The sequence below is a fragment of the Acidovorax radicis genome (assembly GCF_020510705.1).
Taxonomy (GTDB): Bacteria; Pseudomonadota; Gammaproteobacteria; order Burkholderiales; family Burkholderiaceae_C; genus Acidovorax; species Acidovorax radicis_A.
Genome location: NZ_CP075184.1, coordinates 3,566,752 through 3,588,308 on the forward strand (window position 1 = coordinate 3,566,752; position 21,557 = coordinate 3,588,308).

18 protein-coding genes and 2 pseudogenes are annotated in these 21,557 nt (G+C 65.0%); 12 read left to right on the forward strand and 8 right to left on the reverse strand.

Going from position 1 to position 21,557, the window contains the following annotated elements:
- The first annotated feature begins 14 nt into the window (after positions 1–14).
- Complete coding sequence (gene ntrB / locus KI609_RS16315; RefSeq protein WP_226444624.1) at positions 15–1,013, forward strand: nitrate ABC transporter permease; 999 nt, start codon at positions 15–17, stop codon at positions 1,011–1,013.
- Positions 1,010–1,849: an ABC transporter ATP-binding protein gene (locus KI609_RS16320; RefSeq protein WP_226444625.1), complete on the forward strand. Its 840-nt coding sequence runs from the start codon at positions 1,010–1,012 to the stop codon at positions 1,847–1,849. The genes ntrB and KI609_RS16320 overlap by 4 nt, the downstream gene beginning before the upstream one ends.
- Before the next feature lie 120 nt (positions 1,850–1,969).
- Here KI609_RS16320 and KI609_RS16325 read toward each other — a convergent pair whose 3' ends face one another.
- The 5 genes from KI609_RS16325 to KI609_RS16345 form a co-directional block, all read right to left on the reverse strand.
- Positions 1,970–2,413 carry a CBS domain-containing protein gene (locus KI609_RS16325; RefSeq protein ID WP_226444626.1) on the reverse strand — a complete coding sequence of 148 codons (444 nt, stop codon included), beginning with the start codon at positions 2,411–2,413 and terminating at the stop codon, positions 1,970–1,972.
- 344 nt (positions 2,414–2,757) lie between these two features.
- Positions 2,758–3,777 carry a TRAP transporter substrate-binding protein gene (locus tag KI609_RS16330; RefSeq protein WP_226444627.1) on the reverse strand — a complete coding sequence of 340 codons (1,020 nt, stop codon included), beginning with the start codon at positions 3,775–3,777 and terminating at the stop codon, positions 2,758–2,760.
- Between the two features lie 67 nt (positions 3,778–3,844).
- On the reverse strand, positions 3,845–5,137 hold the full coding sequence (locus KI609_RS16335; protein WP_226444628.1) for a TRAP transporter large permease: 1,293 nt from the start codon (positions 5,135–5,137) through the stop codon (positions 3,845–3,847).
- A 2-nt stretch (positions 5,138–5,139) separates the two neighbouring features.
- Positions 5,140–5,664, reverse strand: coding sequence for a TRAP transporter small permease (locus KI609_RS16340; RefSeq protein ID WP_226444629.1), 525 nt, complete (start codon positions 5,662–5,664; stop codon positions 5,140–5,142).
- Entirely contained in the window at positions 5,661–6,146 is a 486-nt protein-coding gene (locus KI609_RS16345) for a gluconokinase (protein ID WP_413463435.1), read from the reverse strand. The genes KI609_RS16340 and KI609_RS16345 overlap by 4 nt, the downstream gene beginning before the upstream one ends.
- Positions 6,147–6,350: 204 nt before the next feature.
- On the opposite strand from KI609_RS16345, the gene KI609_RS16350 reads away from it, so the two are divergent.
- Together KI609_RS16350 and KI609_RS16355 are read left to right on the forward strand one after the other, a co-directional pair.
- A complete protein-coding gene (locus tag KI609_RS16350; RefSeq protein ID WP_226444631.1) occupies positions 6,351–7,376 on the forward strand; it encodes a LacI family DNA-binding transcriptional regulator in 1,026 nt (341 codons plus the stop codon).
- Between the two features lie 255 nt (positions 7,377–7,631).
- Positions 7,632–7,766 (forward strand): annotated as a pseudogene (locus tag KI609_RS16355) (IS5/IS1182 family transposase); the annotation flags it as partial.
- Between the two features lie 183 nt (positions 7,767–7,949).
- On the opposite strand, the pseudogene KI609_RS16360 reads toward KI609_RS16355, so the two are convergent.
- A pseudogene (locus KI609_RS16360) lies at positions 7,950–8,324 on the reverse strand (PAS domain-containing protein); the annotation flags it as partial.
- Between the two features lie 498 nt (positions 8,325–8,822).
- On the opposite strand from KI609_RS16360, the gene nirB reads away from it, so the two are divergent.
- The 7 genes from nirB (at position 8,823) to KI609_RS16395 (ending at position 19,105) form a co-directional block, all read left to right on the forward strand.
- A complete protein-coding gene (gene nirB, locus KI609_RS16365) occupies positions 8,823–11,267 on the forward strand; it encodes a nitrite reductase large subunit NirB (RefSeq protein ID WP_226444632.1) in 2,445 nt (814 codons plus the stop codon).
- Positions 11,268–11,286: 19 nt separating this feature from the next.
- On the forward strand, positions 11,287–12,102 hold the full coding sequence (locus tag KI609_RS16370) for a type IV pili methyl-accepting chemotaxis transducer N-terminal domain-containing protein (RefSeq protein ID WP_226444633.1): 816 nt from the start codon (positions 11,287–11,289) through the stop codon (positions 12,100–12,102).
- A gap of 68 nt (positions 12,103–12,170) precedes the next feature.
- Positions 12,171–12,572 carry a nitrite reductase small subunit NirD gene (nirD, locus tag KI609_RS16375; protein ID WP_226444634.1) on the forward strand — a complete coding sequence of 134 codons (402 nt, stop codon included), beginning with the start codon at positions 12,171–12,173 and terminating at the stop codon, positions 12,570–12,572.
- An 868-nt stretch (positions 12,573–13,440) separates the two neighbouring features.
- Positions 13,441–16,287 (forward strand): nitrate reductase, encoded by a 2,847-nt coding sequence (locus tag KI609_RS16380; RefSeq protein ID WP_226444635.1) that lies wholly within the window; start codon positions 13,441–13,443, stop codon positions 16,285–16,287.
- A 170-nt stretch (positions 16,288–16,457) separates the two neighbouring features.
- Positions 16,458–17,381: a DNA-binding protein YbiB gene (gene ybiB, locus KI609_RS16385; RefSeq protein ID WP_226444636.1), complete on the forward strand. Its 924-nt coding sequence runs from the start codon at positions 16,458–16,460 to the stop codon at positions 17,379–17,381.
- Entirely contained in the window at positions 17,378–18,220 is an 843-nt protein-coding gene (gene cobA / locus KI609_RS16390) for a uroporphyrinogen-III C-methyltransferase (protein ID WP_226444637.1), read from the forward strand. Before ybiB ends, cobA begins: the two co-directional genes overlap by 4 nt.
- Positions 18,221–18,388: 168 nt before the next feature.
- Entirely contained in the window at positions 18,389–19,105 is a 717-nt protein-coding gene (locus KI609_RS16395) for a type IV pili methyl-accepting chemotaxis transducer N-terminal domain-containing protein (protein WP_226444638.1), read from the forward strand.
- A gap of 131 nt (positions 19,106–19,236) precedes the next feature.
- On the opposite strand, the gene KI609_RS16400 is transcribed toward KI609_RS16395, so the two are convergent.
- Positions 19,237–19,725, reverse strand: coding sequence for an acyl-CoA thioesterase (locus KI609_RS16400; protein WP_226444639.1), 489 nt, complete (start codon positions 19,723–19,725; stop codon positions 19,237–19,239).
- 128 nt (positions 19,726–19,853) lie between these two features.
- On the opposite strand from KI609_RS16400, the gene KI609_RS16405 reads away from it, so the two are divergent.
- Positions 19,854–20,987, forward strand: coding sequence for a sterol desaturase family protein (locus KI609_RS16405; protein ID WP_226444640.1), 1,134 nt, complete (start codon positions 19,854–19,856; stop codon positions 20,985–20,987).
- A gap of 30 nt (positions 20,988–21,017) precedes the next feature.
- On the opposite strand, the gene KI609_RS16410 is transcribed toward KI609_RS16405, so the two are convergent.
- Positions 21,018–21,500 (reverse strand): DUF4124 domain-containing protein, encoded by a 483-nt coding sequence (locus KI609_RS16410; RefSeq protein WP_226444641.1) that lies wholly within the window; start codon positions 21,498–21,500, stop codon positions 21,018–21,020.
- Positions 21,501–21,557 lie beyond the last annotated feature (57 nt).

The window sequence follows — 21,557 nt, forward strand, 5'->3', positions numbered from 1 at the left end:
CACAGGAGAACCCCATGGTCAGTGCCGTTTTTCACGCCCCCCTGGATGCAGCGCCCGCGCCTGCACAAAACGCTATGACAAATGTAGCTAGCAGCGCTTTATCCATAAGCGATAGAGGCCAAAAACACTCAGAAACCGATGCCACCAGCACGCCTACCGCGTCGGCAGCCCTTGCAACACCACCCTCCACTGGGCCCGTTCCACCGGCCAAGGGCCGCGACTGGGCATCGATGTCCCGCGCGTTCTGGATGGCGGTGCTGCCACCGCTGTGTGGGCTGGGGCTGCTGGTGGGCGTGTGGGCGGTGGTGTCCACCACCACGGGCGGCAGCATCCCCGGCCCGCAAGAAACCTGGAAGCAGGCGCTGGAGATTTTCAGCAACCCGTTCTACCGCAACGGCCCCAACGACCAGGGCGTGGGCTGGAACGTGCTGATGTCGCTGGAACGTGTGGCCATCGGGTTTGGCATGGCTGCGCTGGTGGGCATACCGGCGGGGTTTGTGATCGGCCGGTTCAACTTCCTGGCGCGCATGTTCAACCCGCTCATCAGCCTGCTGCGCCCGGTCTCGCCACTGGCGTGGTTGCCGATTGGCCTGCTGGTGTTCAAGGGCGCCAACCCCGCCGCCATCTGGACGATTTTCATCTGCTCAATTTGGCCCATGATCATCAACACGGCGGTGGGCGTGCAGCGTGTGCCGCAGGACTACATGAACGTGGCACGGGTGCTCAACCTGTCGGAGTGGAAGATCGTCACCAAAATCCTCTTCCCCGCCGTGTTGCCCTACACACTGACCGGCGTGCGCCTGGCCGTAGGCACCGCGTGGCTCGTGATCGTGGCGGCCGAGATGCTGACGGGCGGCGTGGGCATCGGCTTTTGGGTGTGGGACGAGTGGAACAACCTGAACGTCAAGAACATCATCATCGCGATCTTCGTGATCGGCATCGTGGGGCTGGTGCTGGAGTTTGCACTCATCAAGCTGGCCACCGCATTTACTTTTGAAGAGGTGAAAGCATGAACACGACCACCGCGGCAGCATCCGCACACCCCGCCACGAGCACCAAGTTCATCGAAGTCCACGGCGTCGCGCAGACCTTCAAGACGGCCAAGGGCCTGTTCCCTGCACTGCGCGACATCAACCTGACCATTGCCAAAGGCGAGTTCGTGGCGCTGATCGGCCACTCGGGCTGCGGCAAGTCCACCCTGCTCAACCTGATCGCGGGCCTCACAACCCCCACCACCGGCGCGCTTCTGTGCGCCAACAAGGAGATCAAAGGCCCCGGGCCCGAACGCGCCGTGGTCTTCCAGAACCACTCGCTGCTGCCCTGGCTGACCTGCTTTGACAACGTCTACCTGGCCGTGGAGCGGGTTTTTGGCGCCAGGGAAACCAAGGCGCAACTCAAGGCCCGCACCGATGCAGCGCTGGCGTTGGTCGGGTTGACGGCGGCGGCACAAAAACGCCCCGGCGAAATATCGGGCGGCATGAAGCAGCGCGTGGGCATTGCCCGCGCCCTCTCCATGGAGCCGCAGGTGCTGCTGATGGACGAACCCTTTGGCGCGCTGGACGCACTGACCCGCGCCAAGCTGCAAGACGAGTTGCTGGAGATCGTCGCCCGCACGCAAAGCACGGTGGTCATGGTCACCCACGATGTGGACGAGGCCGTGCTGCTGTCCGACAAGATCGTGATGATGACCAACGGCCCCGCCGCCACCATTGGCGAGGTGCTGGCCGTCAACCTGCCCCGCCCGCGCCGCCGTGTGGAGCTGGCCGAAGACCCCCGCTACGGGCAATACCGCAAGGCGGTGATCGACTTTTTGTACACGCGCCAGGCGCATGTGGAGAAGGTGGCCTGAGCCGCACGCAGCGCGGCCGCCCCCCGGATGGCAGCGCCATCCGCACGAAAGCCCTGACCGCGTTGTCCGCTGTCAGGGCTTCTCTTTTTTTCCAGGCTACCGCCCGGCCGCCCTATCGCCCTACCGCACCTGGCTGCCGGTGATGTAGTTCTCCATCTGCTCGATGATGAATTTCTGCTCGGAAATGATGTCTTTCACCAGATCGCCGATGGAGATCATGCCCACGAGTTTGTTGTCGTCCACCACGGGCAAGTGGCGCAGGCGGTTGCCCGTCATGAGCTGCATGCACTGCTCGCTGGTCTGGGTGGACCGCACGAACCGCACCGACGTGGTCATCACGTCCTGCACCAGCGTGGCGGCCGATGTGCGCCCCAGCAGGGCAATCTTGCGGGCGTAGTCACGCTCGGTGACGATACCCACAATGGCATCCCCCTGGGTGACCACCAGGGCGCCAATGCCTTTGTCCGCCATCAGCCTGAGCGCATCCAGCACCGACGCCTGCGGCGCGATGGTGTGCACGATGGCGTCGGGCTTGGATTGAAGAATCTTGGCAACAACCGTCATTGGAACCTCCCTCTTGAAAGTTGGAAAGTTGAAACACCTACCACCGCCTGATTTCAGCCCATAAGGCTTGCGAACGCAACCCGCGCAAGCCCGATATCTCGCGAATGGGGGTGGGCACGGCAACTTCGACGCAAGTGTTGCCCTGCTGTTGCAATTGAGGTTCGGGGACAGGGTTCGGGGTGCGGCATGCCCCAGGCGCACAGCAAGCACTGGCTCACCAGCGGGCGGGCATAAAAAAAGGGGCTCCCGCGTGGGGAGCCCCTTTTTGCCCGCCAGACCACCAGACCCGGCAAGGCGCCGGTCTGCAGGTCGTCTGCGGGTCGTCTGCAGGTCAATGGCCAGGCTTATTTGCCCGCGCGCACCTTTGCTACCGCAGCCTGCACGTCTTTCCACAAGCCCTCGCCCACATCGGCGGAAATGCTGGCGTTCACCGCGCCCAGCTTGTCGCGCATGCGGCTGGCCTCGGTGGCAGACAGTTCGTTGATCTGCATGCCCTTGGCCTTGAGGTCAGCCAGCGCCTTGTTGGCCTCATCGCGGGTGTCCTGGCGCTCGAAGTCGCGGCTCTTCTTGGCGGCGTCGAGCAGCACCTTCTGCTCGGCCTTCGAGAGGCCGTCCCAGTATTTCTTGCTGACCAGCACGATCCAGGGGCTGTAGACGTGGTTGGTCACCGTGAGGTACTTCTGCACCTCATAGAACTTGCTCGACAAGATGGTGTTGTAGGGGTTCTCCTGGCCGTCCACCGTCTTGGTTTCGAGCGCGGTAAACAGCTCCGAGAATGGCAGCGGCACCGCGTTGGCGCCCAGGGTCTTGAAGCTGTCGAGGAACACGGTGTTCTGCATCACGCGCAGTTTCACGCCGTCCATGTCTTCAAGCTTGGTGATGGCGCGCTTGTTGTTGGTCAGGTTGCGAAAACCGTTCTCCCAATACACCAGGCCCACCAGGCCTTTTTCCTGGAGCTTGTCCATCACGCGCTGCCCCACCGGGCCGTCCAGCACCGCGTCGGCTTCGTGGGTGTTGTTGAACAGGAAGGGCGTGTCCCAGATCGCCATCTCCTTGGTGATGCCCACCAGCGTGGCGGTGGAGCCCACCATCATCTCCTGCGCGCCGCCGATCAGCGCCTGCTGCATCTGCACGTCAGAGCCCAGGGCGGCCGCACCAATGGCGCGCACCTTCATCTTGCCGCCCGAGGCTTTTTCGACCTCTTGGGCAAACAGCTTGGTGGCACGCCCCTGGTTGGACGCTTCGTTGAGGCCGTAGCCAAAGCGGACGATGCGCGGCTTGAAGTCTTGCGCGGCGGCCTGGAACGAGCAAGCCAGCGCGGCCACTGACAGGGCGGCGAGCAGGGTGCGACGGAAAGTTTTCATGGTTGTCTCCATTGGCAAGGGAAAGAAAGGCACGGGAAAAGAGGGGGAAAAGAGGGGGCAAACGCCATCACCGCATCCACAGCACGGGTGCGGTCACGAGCTGCGGGAACACGACCAGCAGCGCAAGAATCAGCACATAGGTGAGCAAAAACGGGTTCACGCCCTTGATCACGCTGTGCATCGAGATACGCCCCACCCCGGCCACCACGTTGAGCACGGTGCCCACGGGGGGCGTGATGAGGCCGATGGCGCCGTTGAGCACGAACATCAGGCCGAAGTACACCGGGTCGATCCCCGCCTTGACGGCGATGGGCAGCATCACGGGCGCAAAGATCAGGATGGTGGGCGTGAGGTCGAGCGCGGTGCCGATGAGCACCAGCACGATCATCATCACGGCCATCAACAGGCGCGGGTTCTCCACCAGCGGGCCCAGCCAGCCGGTCAGCACCGTGGGCAGGTCGGCCAGCGTGATCATGTAGCTGGCCACCTGGGCACCAGCGCACAGGAACATCACGATGGACGTCGTCTTGGCCGCGCGCACCAGCACGCCGTAAATGTCGGCCACCTTCATTTCGCGGTGGACGAACAACGCCACCACCAGTGCATAGAACGCAGCCACCACGGCGGCTTCGGTGGGGGTGAAAACGCCAGACTTCATGCCACCAATGATGATGAGCGGCATCAGCATGGCCCAGAAGGCACGCACCGTGGCGCTCAGCCGGTCCTTGACGGGCAAGGGCTCGCCCTGCGGCAGGTCCAGGCCGCGCAGCACCCAGCGCCACGCAAAGATGAGGCCCCCACCCATCATCAGCCCCGGCACGATGCCCGACACAAACAAGGCCGAGATCGAGGTGTTGGTGGTCACCCCATAGATCACGAACGGCATGGACGGCGGAATGATGGGCGCAATGATGCCGCCCGACGCGATCAGCCCGGCCGACGTGTTCATGGGGTAGCCCTGCTGGCGCATCATGGGCAGCAAGATGGTGGCCAGTGCGGCCGTGTCGGCCAGGGCAGAGCCGCTCATGCTCGCCATGAGCACCGCCGCGCCAATGGCCACGTAGCCCAGCCCGCCACGGATATGGCCCACCCAGGCCTGCGCCATGTCGATGATGCGGCGGCTGATGCCGCCCGAGTTCATGAGCTCGCCCGCCAGGATGAAAAACGGCACCGCCAGCAGCGGAAAGCTGTCCACCCCCGCCACCAGGTTCTGGGCCAGGAGCTGCGTGTCAAAAAAATCGAGCACCCAGGCCATGGCGGCGCCGGTGAGCACCAGCGCCAGGCCCATGTTCATGCCCGTGCCCATGAGCACCAGCATGCCCAGCGAAAAAACAATAAAAGCCTGTGCTTCGGGTCCCATGGTCACTCCACCTCGGCGCCGTGACCAAGGTCCAGCGGCTTGCGTTGAATCAATTCGATGGTCGCCATCACGCCGATGGCCAACGCACACAACAAGGCGGGCAGCGGCAGCAGGGCCGCCGGGTAAGCCATCACCACCGACCGGCTCTCCATGCCCACCACCACCTGCTGCCAGGCTCCCCAGGCCAGCATGGCGCTTGCGGCAATCACCAGCAGCCGGATCACCGCCGTCAACACGCCAAAGGCCACCGGGCGTTTGGCCAGCAGCCCCGCCAGGCTGGTAAAGGCCATGTGCTCACCCGCCGGGTAGGCCGCCGCAGCACCGATGAAGACCATCCAGACAAACAGCAGGCGCGAGAGCTCTTCGCTCGCCGCGATGCCACTGCCAAAGCCGTAGCGCAGCACCACGTTGACGAACACGGCCACGGCCATCACGCCCAGGCAACCCGCTATCAACACCTGGGAGGTTCTGGCGAATCGGCTCAAGGGCTCAGCGGCCGCCGCCTCGGGATTCAATGGGGTGCTCATGCAACCTCCTTCGTGGCAATCCAGGCCGAAGCCTGCTGCTGCAATGTGGACAGATCCAGCAACGCATCCAGCCGCAGCACGCCCGCCTCGCCCACGGGCGATTCGAGCGTGGCGAACTGGCTGTCTACGAGTGCGGTCGAAAAGAAATGGGTGCCCGCACGGGCCGCCACCCGCTGCCCGGCACTCGCACGGTCAATCTCCAGAAAGACGAAACGCAGCCCGGGGCAGGCACTGCGCAAACGGTCGCGGTACACCTTCTTGAGGGCCGAACACGTCAGCACCACCCCGTGCGGTTGCGCCTGCAGCAACTGCCCCAGCGTGGCCAGCCAGCCCTCGCGGTCTGCGTCGGTCAAGGCGATGCCGCGCCGCATCTTTTCGCGGCTGGCGGGGCTGTGGTGGTCATCCCCCTCGATCAGGGGCAGGCCTTCGGCCTGAGCCAACGCGGCACCCACGCTGGACTTGCCGCAGCCGGCCACACCCATGACCACCAGAAAAACCGATGATGGCAAAAAACTCATATTGGTAGCGCTATCCCATTGATCCACAAAAAAAGCACCCGTACAGGGTGCCTGCAAAAGCCAGTGCAAATGCGCCAAACATGCGATAAAGCGGTCTGCAGCCTTGCCCAAGGTTTTGGACAGCGCTATCCTACCCAAATCAACACCCATCCCAATAAGGGTAATCCCTTGAAAAAACCCGAGACAAAACGCCGCTCCAGCGGGCGCATCACGCTGACTGACGTGGCCAAGGCCGCAGAAGTGAGTCCGATCACGGCGTCCCGCGCGCTGCGCGGAGAGCGGGGCGTGGCCCATGGGTTGGTGTTGCGGGTCAAGGAAGCGGCAGAGCAACTGGGCTACGTGCCCGACCCGGCCGCGCGCGCGCTCGCATCGCAGCGCAGCGTGCAGGTGCCCGTGCTGGTGCCGCTGCTGTCCAACGCGCTGTTTGTGGACGTTCTCGAATCGGTGCACCGCACGTTGGTGCCCCTGGGCTACCAGGCGCTGATCGGCGTCACCCACTACGACCCGCAAGAAGAAGAGCAGCTTTTGCGCACCTATCTGGCGCACCGCCCCGCCGGCCTGCTGGTGACCGGTTTTGACCGCACCGAAACCGCGCGCCACCTCATCGCCGCCAGTGGCGTGCCCTGCGTGCACCTGATGGAGATGACGTCGGCGCCCGGCGTGTACTGCGTGGGGTTTTCGCAGCACGACGCAGGCCACGACATGACCGACCACCTGCTGGCGCGGGGCTACCGCAAGGTCGCTTTTGTGGCCGCGCAGCTCGACCCGCGCACCATGCAACGCGCCGAGGGCTACCGCCGTTGCCTCAGAGACGCGGGCCTGTATGACCCCAAGCTGGAGCTGCTGAGCGCGCAGCCCTCGTCCATGCGGCTGGGCGGTGAGTTGCTGGAGGAATTGCTGCGCACCCGGCCGGGCGTGGATGCCGTTTTTTTCTGCAACGACGACCTGGCCCAGGGCGGCCTGCTGGCCGCGCAGCGCATGGGCATCGCCGTGCCTGGCCAGGTGGCGATTGCAGGCTTCAACGATTTGGCGGGCAGCGACCAGATGCCCCCGCCGCTGACCACCGTGCGCACCCCCCGCGCAGCGATGGGCGAAGCCAGCGCCCGCATGCTGCTCACGCTGATGCGCGGCGAAGTGCCTGAGTGCAACTCGGTCGACCTGGGGTTTGAGCTGACGGTGCGAGCGAGCACGTGACAGGCCGGACGCGTGACCAGGGGGTGACCGATGCGTGACAACGTGGGTCGAGGTTTGTTTTGAATTGTTTGAGTGTTTCTGGCCTCTAGCGCTTATGAAATAAGCGCTAGCAGCTATCTTTTTGAGAGTCATTGCGCTTTTTGCGCTGTATGGGCCCGGCTTCCAAGCACGCCTGCCCGCGCAGGAAATCGACCCCACCAGACCGAGGCGGCGGTCCCGCCCGCGTGTCGCTGAACCACCCCTTGCGCAGTCCATTACGTGAAGGTGCGCTACCGGGGGCTCATGAAGAACACGGCGCAGATCGTCACGCTGTTTGCGCTGGGCAATCTGTGGATGGCAAGGCACAAGTTGCTGGCCTGCATGGGGCAGGTGCGCGTGCAGGGGGCGTAAAGCCTCCGATATAGGGGCAATGGCCCTCGCCAAACGCCTGCTGGGTGCGCTGCGCACGCCTCATTACTCAAAGCGAGTGCTGTTTTAGTTCAGGCATCGCTGTGACATAGCCAGAACCGATTCGTGAAGAGCTTCCCTAGAGCCATAAAACACCTAAATCAATCAAGCCCAGCCCAACACCCCTGCCTGGATCTGCTCACGCCGGGCCTCGGTGCGCACCGACATGTAGCCCGTGGGTTGGTCGCCCTGCATGAGCGGTGTGACATTGGCCATCACCCAATAGAAGCTGCCGTCCTTGCGCCGGTTTTTGACGGCGGCCGACCAGGGCAGGCCGCTGGCAATGGTCTGCCACATGTCCCGGTAGGCCTCTTCGGGCATATCGGGGTGGCGAACGATGTTGTGGGGCTGGCCCAGAAGCTCATCCCTGTCGTACCCGCTGACCTCGATGAACATCGGGTTGCAGTACAGGATGCGGCCCTTGAGATCGGTGGTGGACACCAGGGTCTGGCCTTTGGGAAACGCATATTCGTGGGTGCTGACCGGCAGATTGACGCGCATGAAACCCCCTCCATCTGAAAGATGCGCGCCATCCGGATGATGGATGCGGTAAGCCGCGCGATTGAAGCGCCCAATTGAAACGCCCAATTCATCGTAATGCTGAAAACATTCGATTACAAATAGAGAAGTCGCCAATCCACGCAAAGTGTCACCGTCGTGGTGCAAACGCCTACACACAAAGCCACCGAGCGGGCACCGCACTGATGGAGGGCGGCCAGCCGGCCCGGCGTCCAACGGCGGCCCCCTCTTGCGGCGGCGCTTTCACCCATCGTCCTGGCCCCGGCACCCAACACGGTGCAAAACACTGGCATGGCCATTGCTTATCCGCAGGCAACGACCCGAAAGGGTCACGCAACCCGCCTGTGCAACGGCGCGCAGACGGATTGCCAGGACGAAGGCGTCCCCACATGCGGTTCCGAGACTTCGGCGGCGCATCGTGCGGACGCCTTTTTTGTTTTTCGAATCGCCCAGGCGATAGAACCGACGGAGTGGCTCACGATGAAAAAACCCAAGCTGGTGATGGTAGGTAACGGCATGGCCGGTGTGCGCACGCTGGAAGAGCTGCTCAAGATGGCCCCGGATCTGTACGACATCACGGTGTTTGGGGCCGAACCCCACCCCAACTACAACCGCATCCTGCTCTCGCCCGTGCTGGCGGGCGAGCAGACGATCGACGAGATCATCCTCAACGACTGGTCGTGGTACGCCGACCACCACATCACGCTGCACACCGGCTTCACCGTGACCGATGTGGACCGCGTGCGCCGGGTGGTGAGCGCCACCAGCAAGGACGGTGACGTGATCACCGCCGAGTACGACCGCCTCATCATGGCCACGGGCTCCAACCCGTTCATCCTGCCCATCCCCGGCAAGGACCTCAAGGGCGTGCTGGCCTACCGCGACATTGCCGACACACAGGCCATGATCGACGCGGCAGCCACCTACAAACACGCCGTGGTCATCGGCGGCGGTCTGCTGGGCCTGGAGGCCGCCAACGGCCTGATGAAGCGCGGCATGCAAGTGAACGTGGTGCATGTGGGCGACTGGCTGATGGAGCGCCAGCTGGACGACGTGGCCGGCAAGATGCTGCAAAAGTCGCTGCAAGAGCGCGGCATGCAGTTCTTGATGAAAGCGCAGACCCAAGAGCTGGTGGGCAACGCCGAAGGCCGCGTGGCCAGCGTCAAGTTCAAGGACGGCACCGAGGTGCCCGCCGACCTGGTGGTGATGGCCGTGGGCATCCGCCCCAACACTCAGCTCGCCGAAAAGATGCGCCTGCACGTCAACCGCGGCATTGTCGTGAGCGACACCCTGCAGACCACCACCGACGCCCGCATCTACGCCGTGGGCGAATGCGCCGCGCACCGAGGCATTGCCTACGGCCTGGTGGCCCCGCTGTTTGAGCAAGGCAAGGTGCTGGCCAACCACCTGGCCGAGTTCGGCATCGGCCGCTACCAGGGCTCGCTCACGTCCACCAAGCTCAAGGTGACGGGCATCGATCTGTTCAGCGCAGGCGACTTCCAGGGCGGCGACCACACCGAAGAGATCGTGATGAGCGACCCCTTTGGCGGCGTGTACAAAAAGCTCGTCATCAAGGACGACAAGCTGGTGGGCGCCTGCCTGTATGGCGACACGGTGGACGGCAGCTGGTACTTCAAGCTGCTGCGCGACGGCCGCAGCGTGAGCGACATCCGCGACAAGCTGATGTTTGGCGAATCGCACCTGGGCGACACCGGCCACCAGGGCCAGAGCAAGGCCGCCGCCATGGCCGACAGCGACGAGGTCTGCGGCTGCAACGGCGTGACCAAGGGCGCCATCTGCAAGGCCATCAAGGACAAAGGCCTGTTCACGCTCGATGAAGTGCGCAAGCACACCAAGGCCAGCGCATCGTGCGGCTCGTGCACCGGGCTGGTCGAGCAGATCATCATGTTCACCGCCGGTGGCGACTACAGCGCCACCCCCAAGACCAAGGCCCTGTGCGGCTGCACCGACCACGGCCACCAGGCGGTGCGCGACGCGATCCGCGCCAACAAGCTGCTCAGCATTGGCGACGTGTTCAAGTTTATGGAGTGGAAGACGCCCAACGGCTGCGCCACCTGCCGCCCCGCCGTCAACTACTACCTGATCAGCACCTGGCCCAAGGACGCCAAGGACGACCCGCAAAGCCGCGCCATCAACGAGCGCAGCCACGCCAACATCCAGAAAGACGGCACCTACAGCGTCATCCCCCGCATGTGGGGGGGAGAGACCACGGCCGACGAGCTGCGCCGCATTGCCGATGCGGCCGACAAATACAACATCCCCACCATCAAGGTCACGGGCGGCCAGCGCATCGATTTGCTGGGCGTGAAGAAGGAGGACCTGGTCAATGTGTGGAAGGACATCGGCATGCCCAGCGGCCATGCCTATGCCAAGGCGCTGCGCACGGTCAAGACCTGCGTCGGCAGCGAATGGTGCCGCATGGGCACCCAGGACAGCACCCAGATGGGCAAAGATCTGGAGCGCGCCATGTGGCGCATGTATGCACCGCACAAGGTGAAGTTCGCAGTGTCGGGCTGCCCGCGCAACTGCGCTGAGGCCGGCATCAAGGACGTGGGCATCATCGGCGTGGACAGCGGCTGGGAGATGTATGTGGCCGGCAACGGCGGTATCAAGACCGAGGTGGCGCACTTCTTCACCAAGCTCAAAACCGCCGAGGAAGTGCTGGAGTACACCGGCGCGTTCTGCGAGCTGTACCGCCAGGAAGGCTGGTACCTGGAGCGCACCGTGCACTACGTGAGCCGCGTGGGCCTGGACTATGTGAAAAAGCGCATTCTCGAAGACCACGAAGGCCGCAAGGCGCTGTGGGAGCAGCTGCAGTTTGCGCTGGACGGCGAGCCCGACCCCTGGTTCGAGTTTGACAAGGCAGCGGTGGACACGCGCCAGTTTGTGCCCCTGGGCGCCTGACCACCACGGGAGCCACCACATGCATCGCCGCACTCTTTTGACCGCTGCAAGCTGCACCACCGCGTGGGGTGCCATGGGCTTGCTGATGCCTGCGGGCGCAGCCCACGCCCAGGTCGCCGATCTGAACGACGCCATCAACAAGGCAGGCCGCCAGCGCATGCTGAGCCAGCGCATGAGCAAGGCCTGGCTGGCACTGGCCCACAAAGCCGACACCCCGGCAGCCCGCACCGTGCTGGACCAATCCATGGCCCTTTTCGAACGCCAGTTGGGTGAGCTCAAGGCCTATGCACCGTCGGCCCCCATCCGCGACACCTATGTGAAGCTCGAAGGCGCCTGGGCCGACCACAAGGCCGCCCTGCTGGGCTCCACCCCATCGCGCGACGGCACTGCCGCCCTGCTGCAGACCGACGCCAAGGTGCTGGCCCTGGCCCACCAGGGCACGGTGCAGTACGAGGCGGCCTCGGGCAAGCCCGTGGGCAAGCTGGTCAACGTGGCAGGCCGCCAGCGCATGCTGAGCCAGCGCATGGCCAAGTTCTGCCTGTCGGCCATGCTGGGGGTGGACACCGCCACCGCCACCACCGAAATCGCCAAGGCGCGCGATGAATTCATCAGCGCCACCGAGCTGCTGCGCAACGCGCCGCAGGCCACCGCCCGCATCCGGCAAGAGCTGTTGCTGGCCGACGGCCAGTGGGTCTTTTTTGACGCCGCATTGCAGCGCCTGGGCAACGGCAGCAACACCTTCCGCCAGGTGTCTGAAGTGTTTGTAAGCAGCGAGAACCTGCTGGCCAGCATGGACCGCGTGACAGGCCTGTATGCAGCGCTGGGCAACAGCTGAAGCCAGCCTTGCGACGGCCCCCCATCCGCCCACCGACACCCCACCGAACAACACCAAGGACCATTTCCATGACCACCAACAACCCGACCCCTGAATGGAAGCTCATCTGCCGCGTGGACGACATCCCCGTGCTGGGCTCGCGCCGCGTGGCCCGCGACAAAGGCCTGGATGTGGCGGTGTTCCGCAACGATGCGGGCGGCGTGTTTGCGCTGCTGGACCGCTGCCCGCACAAGGGTGGCCCGCTGAGCCAGGGCATTGTGTTTGGCACGCAGGTGGCCTGCCCCATGCACAACTGGACGATTGGCTTGTGCGACGGGCAGGCGGCTGCGCCGGATGAGGGGTGCACGCCGAAGTTTGCGGTGAAGGTGGAGGAGGGAGCGGTGTATCTGGATGCGCTGGAGCTGGTTTCTGTGGCTACGGATTTGACGCGGCCCATCGCGGGGCCTGCGCGCAGGGCTGTGGGGGCTTGAGATGTTTCCGGGGTTGCCTTTTTTGATCGCGTGCCGTCGCTTAGGGCGGAGGCCGGGATGTCGCCCCGGCGGGCGAGCCCCTTTCTTTCGCGTCGCCGAAAGAAAGGAACCAAAGAAAGGGCGACCCTACTGTGCGCGTCCCTTCGCTGCGCTGCGGGCAACCTGCGATGCTCGGTCAGGCGGTGCGCCGCAGAACTCACTGCGCGCTGCGCGCTCCGCTCAAACAACTGCGGCAAGCCAGTGCACGAAGTGCGTGTGTCCTGCGGCACACGCACGCCCCCCCTGCCCTGCGCTTCTCGGCACACACAGAAGGGAACCCGGGGGAGCGGACATCCACACGGGCCATCGCGTTGCTCGGCCCCACCTCGCGGGCGCAAGCGCCACGCGCTGCGCAGCCTGGGCCGAGCGAAGCAATGGCCCGAATGGATGTTCGGCTGTCCCACCCCTGCTGGCTGAGCCTGCGGCGGGGCGGTTGTGGGGTGGCACGCGCGTCGGAGCGCGCGTGCTTCGTGCTCTGACTCGCCGTGGTTGTCTGAGCGGCGCTGCGCAGCAGCAAAGCGAGTTCCACGGCGCACCCCGCAACCGCCCCGACGCAGGTTTGCCCCTTCGCACAGCGAAGGGGTCGCAGACTGGGGGTCGCCTTTCTTTTGGGTACTTTTCTTTGGCGAAGCAAAGAAAAGTACCTCGCCCGCCGGGGCGACAACCCGGCTCCCGCCCTCAAACCCAGCATGCTTTCACAACCAGCACGCCCCAGCTTCGACAAGCTCAACCCGAACGGGTAGCAGGAAAACCAAACACTATCAAAACAATAGCTTCTAGCGCTTGAAAGATAAGCGCTAGAAGCCAAAAACACCAAAAAAACCACGCCATGCAAGAAACCCAATCCACCTGCCCCTACTGCGGCGTAGGCTGCGGCGTGATCATCGAATCCGAAGGCGCGCAAATCACCGGCGTGCGCGGCGACCCCACGCACCCCGCCAACTTTGGCCGCCTGTGCACCAAGGGCTCAACCCTGCACCTCACCGCTACCAGCCCCGTCACCCTGCAAACCCGCCTGCTGCACCCCCTGCACCGCGCACAGCGCAACGAGGCCGCCCTGCCCGTCAGCTGGGACGCCGCCCTCACCCTGGCCGCCGAAAAATTCGCAGCAACCATCGCCCAACACGGCCCCGACGCCGTGGGCTTCTACGTCAGCGGCCAGTTGCTCACCGAGGACTACTACGTCTTCAACAAGCTCGCCAAGGGCCTGATCGGCACCAACAACATCGACACCAATTCGCGCCTGTGCATGAGCAGCGCCGTGGCGGGCTACAAGCAGACGCTGGGCGCCGACGCCCCACCCGCCTGCTATGACGATGTGAACCACGCGCAGTGCCTGTTCATCGTGGGCAGCAATGTGGCCTGGGCGCACCCCATCCTGTTTCGCCGTATCGAAGACGCGCGCGCCGCCAACCCGGGCATGAAGGTCATCGTGGCCGACCCGCGCCGCACAGACACGGCTGGCATGGCCGACCTGTTCTTGCCCATCCAGCCGGGCAGCGACGTGATGCTGTTCAACGGCATGATGCACATCATGCTGTGGGAGGGCTGGGTCGACACCGCCTACATCGCCGCGCACACCATGGGCTTTGACGAACTCAAGGCGTTGGTGCGCGACTGCACTCCAGAGCGCGTGGCCCAGGTATGCGGCATCACCGTGGCCGACCTGACCACCGCCGCCAAGTGGTTTGCCACATCGAAAGCCACGCTCAGCCTCTATTGCCAGGGCCTGAACCAGAGCAGCAGCGGCACCGCCAAAAACGCCGCGCTCATCAACCTGCACCTGGCAACGGGCCAGATCGGCAAACCCGGCGCGGGCCCCTTCAGCCTGACCGGCCAGCCCAACGCCATGGGCGGGCGCGAGGTGGGCGGGCTGGCCAACTTGCTCAGCGCCCACCGTGACTTGGGCCTTCCCCAGCATCGCGCCGAAGTGGCCGCGCTCTGGGGCGTGGCCGATGTGCCATCCAAACCCGGCAAGACGGCGGTGGAGATGTTCCAGGCCGCTGCCGACGGCGAGATCAAGGCCCTTTGGATTGCCTGCACCAACCCCGCGCAAAGCATGCCCGACCAGGCCACCGTGCGCCGCGCGCTGCAACGCGCCGAGTTTGTGGTGGTGCAGGAGGCCTTTGCCACCGCCGCCACCTGCGCCTATGCCGACCTGCTGCTGCCCGCCACCACCTGGGGCGAAAAGACCGGCACGGTGACCAACAGCGAGCGCCGCATCTCGCGCGTGCACACTGCCGTGCCCGCACCCGGCCTGGCGCGCCACGACTGGGCCATTGCGGTGCAGTTTGCGCACCAGTTGGAGGCACGCCTGCGGCCTGGCATGCCGACGCTGTTCCCCTACACCACCGAGCATGCAGACCAAGGCGCGGAGACCGTGTGGAACGAGCACCGCGAAAGCACACGCGGGCGCGACCTGGACATCACGGGCCTGTCGTGGGAGATGCTCGAATCTGCAGGCCCCCAGCAATGGCCGCTTCCAGAGGGCGCCGCCACCGGCAAGGCCCGCCTGTACGAAGACGGCATCTTCCCCACCACCGATGGCCGCGCGCGTTTTGCCCCGCATGCATGGCAACCCACGGCCGAACAACGCGAATCGCGCTACCCCTTCAGCCTGACCACCGGCCGCCTGCGCGACCAGTGGCACGGCATGACGCGCACCGGCACGCTGGGCCGCCTGTTTGGCCATGTGGCCGAGCCCAGCCTGCAGATGCACCCGCAGGACATGGAGCGGCGCAAGCTGGCCAGCGGCGACCTGGTGCATGTGACCAGCAAGCGCGGCTCCATCGTGGTGCCCGTGCAGGCCGACAGCACGCTGGGCCTGTCGCAGGTGTTCATGGCGATGCACTGGGGCAGCGAATTCTTGAGCGGCATCTCGTCCACCGGCGAGCGGCTGGCGGGTGTGAACGCCCTCACCACCTCGGCGTTCTGCCCCACCTCCAAACAACCCGAGCTGAAACACGCGGCCGTCAAGGTGCTCAAGGCTGAACTGCCGTGGACGCTGCTGGCCATGGCCTGGTTGCCTGCTGACAGGGCATTGGCTGCGCGCGAAGCCTTGTCCGCACTCATTGCACAGTTTCCCGCCTTCCAGTTCACCAGTTGCGTGCCCTTCAGCAACAACACCCCGCTGGATGAGCCCGGCCGCGAGCGCACTGGCGTGCTGCTGCGCGCCGCCGCCCACGAGGCACCGCCCGATGCGTTGATTGACCAGATCGAAGCCCTGCTGGGCATGGCGGGTGCCGACACGCTGCGTTATGCCGACAAAAAGCGCGGCCAGCGCCGGGCCGCACGGCTGGCGCGCCAGGGCGACAACACCACGCTCGAAGGCATCGTGCTCGCAGGCGACACCAGCGCCGAAGGCTGGCTCAAGACCCTGCTGCAGGAAGAACTGCCCGCACAGACCTACGGCCGCCTGCTGCTGGTGCCCGGCGCCAAGGCCCCCGTGGCCGTGCAGTCGCGCGGCAAGCCGGTGTGCACCTGCTTGAACGTAACGGACGCCGCCATCACCGCTCAACTGGCGCACTGCCACGGCACCGACGGCGACCGCCTGGCGCAACTGCAGGGCAAGCTACGCTGCGGCACCCACTGCGGCTCGTGCGTGCCCGAGCTCAAGCGCATGGTGCGCAGCACCGGGCCGCTGGCGTCCATGCCCGTAGCGCGGGCTGCCATATAACCAAAAGTTGGCTGAATTGCTTGAAAATAGCGCACAGCCACTCCAACCCTTATCAGGACTTGTGCAATACGGCTCCAGCTAGGCATTTCGGCGCAGACAGTACATGCGTACGGCAAGCCGAAATAACGACGCTGGAGCCGTATTTCACAAGCCCAACCACAACAAAGACCATGGGTATCAGCCAGTACATCAAGGAAATCGGCCGCGGCCCCCGCGGCTCCAAGCCGCTCACGCGTGAGCAGGCAGCCGACCTGTTCGGCCAGGTGCTGGACGGCACGGTGACCGACCTGGAGATCGGTGCGTTCTGCATCGCCATGCGTATCAAGGGCGAAACACCCGAGGAGATGTGCGGCTTTCTGGACGCCACCCACCAGCGCCTGGCCCTGCTGCCCGCCACCGACCGCCCACTCATCGTGCTGCCCAGCTACAACGGCGCACGCAAGCTCCCCGTGTTGACGCCGCTGCTGGCGCTGCTGCTGGCGCGCAAGGGCCTGCCGGTGCTGCTGCATGGCATGCGCACCGAGGCGCGCCGAATTTTGGCATCGGATGTGCTTGCAGCGCTTGATGCACCTGCGCTGAAAGCTCCTGAAAAGATAGCAAATGGAACGGTGCGCCATATCCACACGCAGCACCTGCATGCGGGCCTGGCACGGCTGCTGTCGGTGCGCGAAGTGGTGGGCCTGCGCAACCCGGGGCACAGCGTCGTCAAGCTGATGGCGCCCTGCGCGGGGCCTTCGGTGGTGGTAACGGCTTACACCCACCCCGAATATTTCGAGATGCTGCGCACCACCTTTTGCACCCTGGGCACCAGCGTGCTGCTCTCGCGCGGGCTCGAAGGCGAAGTGGCCACCGACCCGCGCCGCACACCGCGCTATGACGGTTTTGTGCGCGGCGTGCACACCGTGCTCGAGGAACAGCAGCCGGGCACGGCCAGCGAGGTCACCGGGCTGCCCACCGACATCGACGTGGCCACCACCGCCACCTACACACAGCGCGTGCTGGCCGGTGAGCTGCCCGTGCCGCCCGCCATCGAACGGCAGGTGGAACACATCTTGCGTCTCGCGGATCAAACCGCTTCGGAGACAACACCATGAGCCACCCCACGCACACCGCCCCCCACACGCCCCACACACGCCATGCGCCCCACCTTGGCACCGGGGGCACCTGCACGCTGGTGGGCGCGGGCCCCGGCGACCCCGAGCTGCTCACCCTCAAGGCGCTCAAGGCCATCCAGGCCGCCACGGTGCTGCTGGTGGATGACCTGGTGAGCGACGCCATCGTGGCACACGCATCCCCCACGGCGCGCATCGTCTATGTGGGCAAGCGCGGCGGCTGCAAGAGCACGCCGCAGGCCTTTATCGAAAAGCTGATGCTGATGGCCGTGAACGAGGGCGAGAACGTGGTGCGCCTCAAGGGCGGCGACCCGTTCATCTTTGGCCGAGGAGGCGAAGAAGTGGAGCACCTGCGTGCGGCGGGCGTGCCCGTCACCGTCATCAACGGCATCACCGCGGGCCTGGCAGGCCTGACCTCGCTGGGCGCGCCGCTCACGCACCGCGAGCATGCCCACGGCGTGGTGTTTGTCACCGGCCACGCCAAGCCCGGCGACGCTGGCACCGACTGGCGCCAACTGGCCGCCACGGCGCGCGATGCCAAGCTCACGCTGGTGATCTACATGGGCGTGAGCGGCGCAGCCACCATCGAGCAGGAGCTGCTCACCGGCCTGCCTGCCAGCACACCCGTCGCCATCATCCAGCACGCCAGCCTGCCCCACCAGCGCCATGCCGTCACCACACTCGGTGCACTGCACGCCACCATCACGCGCGAGGGGCTGACCAGCCCCTCGGTGATCGTGGTGGGTGATGTGGTGCGGGGCGTGGCGCTCGCATCACACGACGCCGCAGCACAGCCCTTGTTGGCCCGCCGCGCCAGCTGAACCTTCCGCCGTCCGCAAGCCGCACCGGCGCACCGCATGGCGCGCGGTGCGGGGCCGCGCCTTGCCTCCAACCCCATCGCACCCGTCGCACCCGTCGTTCACGGCGCCCGCATTGGCCCGGGTATTGCTTGACGGCAGGTATCTGAATGCAACAGCACAAGGAACACCATGGCAGCCTTGCCCCTCCCCGCACGCAACCCCAGCATGCCCACGCTGTCCCCTTCGTCTGCCCCCGCAGCACCCGCATCAGCCCGCGACAACGGCATGTCGCTGGTCAACCTCGCTGCGCGCCAGCGCATGCTGTCGCAGCGCATGGTGCTGCAGACCGTGCTGGCCGCACGCGGCAGCGACCTGCACCTGAAAGCGGCGCGCAGCACCCTGGCGCTGTTCGCCGACAGCCAGGCCCGCCTGTTCGACACACCCCGCCACCTCGATGCCAAGAGTGCAGAGCCGATTCGCAAGGTGTACCAAGGCCCCACGGGGGTGGGCGCCACCATTGACCTGTTTGCGCAGCAGGTAGACGCCGCGCTGGACCTGGCCGAACGCCAGAGCCCGCGTGTGGAAGAGGCCCTGGCCCGGCTGGTGGAGTCCACCGATGGTGTGCTCGAAGCGCTCAACACGGCCACCACCGCATTCGATCAGGTGAACAAGGCCCAGTCCGAAACCTTGATGAAGGAACTGGCGGGCATCGTGGCCTCGATCCAGACCGTGGCGCGCGAGGCCAAGGTGGTCAGCTTCAACGCCCAGGTGATGGCCGCACGCGCGGGGCAACACGGGCGCGAATTTGCGGTGGTGGCCAATGTGCTGTCGGGCATCACCAACGAGATCGATGGCCTGTCGCTGCAGGCGGTGTCCCTGGCCGGGCGCAGCCGAAGCGCTGCCTGAGAACGTGTTTACGATCTCGCAGGGGATCGTAAACACGTTCTGAGCAGCACAGCGTGAGAGACAGAGAAAAGGCCCGGGGCGATCTGCCCAGGGCCTTCGAAGGCGTCCATTCAAGGCACCCACTCAAGGCGTTATTGCCCGGCGGTTTCTCGCACCTGCTGAAACCGCTGCGCCAGCTCTTTGCGCAGCGACTTGCGCAGCAGTGCCGACTCCCAGCGGCGGCGCTCGTCGGGGGTAGAGGGCGACAGCGGCGGCACCTGCACGGGCTTGCGCGCCTCGTCCACCGCCACCATGGTGAAGAAGCAGCTGTTGACATGCCGCACCACCTGCGAGCGGATCTCTTCGGCCACCACCTTGATGCCCACTTCCATCGACGAGCTGCCCGTGTAGTTCACGCTGGCCAGAAAGGTCACCAGCTCGCCCACATGGATGGGCTGCAGGAACATCACCTGGTCCACGCTCAGCGTCACGGTGTAGCAGCCCGAGTAGCGGCTGGCGCACGAATACGCCACCTGATCGAGCAGCTTGAGGATGGCGCCGCCGTGCACGTTGCCCGAAAAGTTGGCCATGTCAGGCGACATGAGCACGGTCATGCTCAGTTGGTGTGAAGGGATGTTCATGCAGCGATTTTAGAAACCACGCAGGCATCTGAGGGCCTTGCTTTGCGCTGCATCACACAACCAGCAACCGCCGTGGCGGCTTCGCTACACTCGCGCAGCACCTGCTGACCGGGTGCGAGGAGGAACCAATGATCGAACTAGAAAAACTCAACGAATTCACCGAAAGCCATGGTGCGCTGCGCCGTGGCAAAGGACTGCTGTCGGGCGTGATTGCGCTCACCCTGGCGGCCCTGTGCCTGCTGGGCGTGCTGGCCTTTCACTTTCCGGAGTACCTGACCACACCACAGCTGCGCAAGAGCTACGACGTGACGATGATCCGAACGATCATGCTGGGCGCCATGGCGATCGCCGGCGGCATCTCAGTGGTCAATATTTTGTTCAACCGCTCGCGCTGGCTGGCCACGTTTGCGTTTGCCATGGTGGCCATCGCCGCGCTGCTGGGCGGCCACAAGGTGGAGGTGAACCCGAACTTCCCCGACAACACGCCCTACATCGGTCTGGACTGGTTCATCCTGGACCTGCTGGGCAGCTCGCTGATCTTCATCTTCATCGAAAAGCTGTTCGCGCTGCGCAAGGACCAGCCCGTGTTTCGCGCCGAGTGGCAGACCGACTTTCACCATTTCATCGTGAACCACATGGTGGTGGGCTTTGTGCTGCTGGCCACCAACCTTGTGGTGCACAAGTTCTTTGGCTGGGCCGCCAGCGACGGCATTCGCGGCTGGGTGCAGGGCCTGAACTTCTGGGTGGCACTGTTTGGCATCATCCTGGTGGCCGATCTCGTGCAGTACTGGACCCACCGCGCCTACCACGAGGTGCCTGTGCTGTGGCGCCTGCACGCGGTGCACCACAGTGTCAAAAGCATGGACTGGATGGCCGGCTCACGCCAGCACATCCTGGAGCTGATCATCACCCGCACACTGGTGCTGGCGCCCATTTACGTGCTGGGATTTTCCAAGGAAGTGATCGACGCCTACATCGTCATCGTGGGCTTCCAGGCCGTTTTCAACCACGCCAATGTGAGCGTGCGGCTGGGCCCGTTGCGCTATGTGCTGGTCACGCCCAATTTTCACCACTGGCACCACAGCCAGGACCAGGAGGCGCTCGACAAGAACTACGCCGCGCAATTCGCGTTTCTGGACTATCTGTTTGGCACGGCCGTCAAAAGCACCAAGCTCTGGCCCGAGCACTACGGTGTGCTGGGCGACTATGTGCCCAACGGGTTCGTGAAGCAGTTCAAGTTTCCGTTCACCTGGAAGGGGTGAGGGCTCCTCAGGTGCAGGGCGGCTGCAGGTTCAGGGCATAGCGGCCAGCTCTCTCTCCAGCACCCGCAGTTGCTCGCGCAGCGCCTCGGTCCGTGCCTCGCAGGCGGCCTTGTCATCGGCGGCCTTTGCCGCACTCTCCTGCACAAACTGGTTGCCCGACGGCAGGTTGCCGCGCCGCAGCGGGCCTGCCGTGGCCACGGCATGGGGCTGGGCCGTGCATTCACGCTGGTTGCGCTCGATGGCCGCGCGCGCCTGGGGAATGCCCTGGGCCTGCAGGTAATTCTTGCGCTGCCAGGATGCACCGAACACCCCCTCCTTCACGGGGGAAGCGCTGGGCTGAATGGGGGTGGCGCCCTGGATGGCGGGCCGCACCTCGATCTTCTCGCCCTCGCCCGCGCAGGGAGCGTCCTGGAACGACACCTTGCCATTGGCGTCCGTGCATTTGTTGATGGCCCAGGCCGGGGCCAGAAAGCCCAGTGCCACCGCGCAGGCGGCGTAGCGGATTGGATTCATGAAACGTCCTTGGCGGGTGAATGGCACATGCTATCGCGCTGCGCACAATGTAACGCC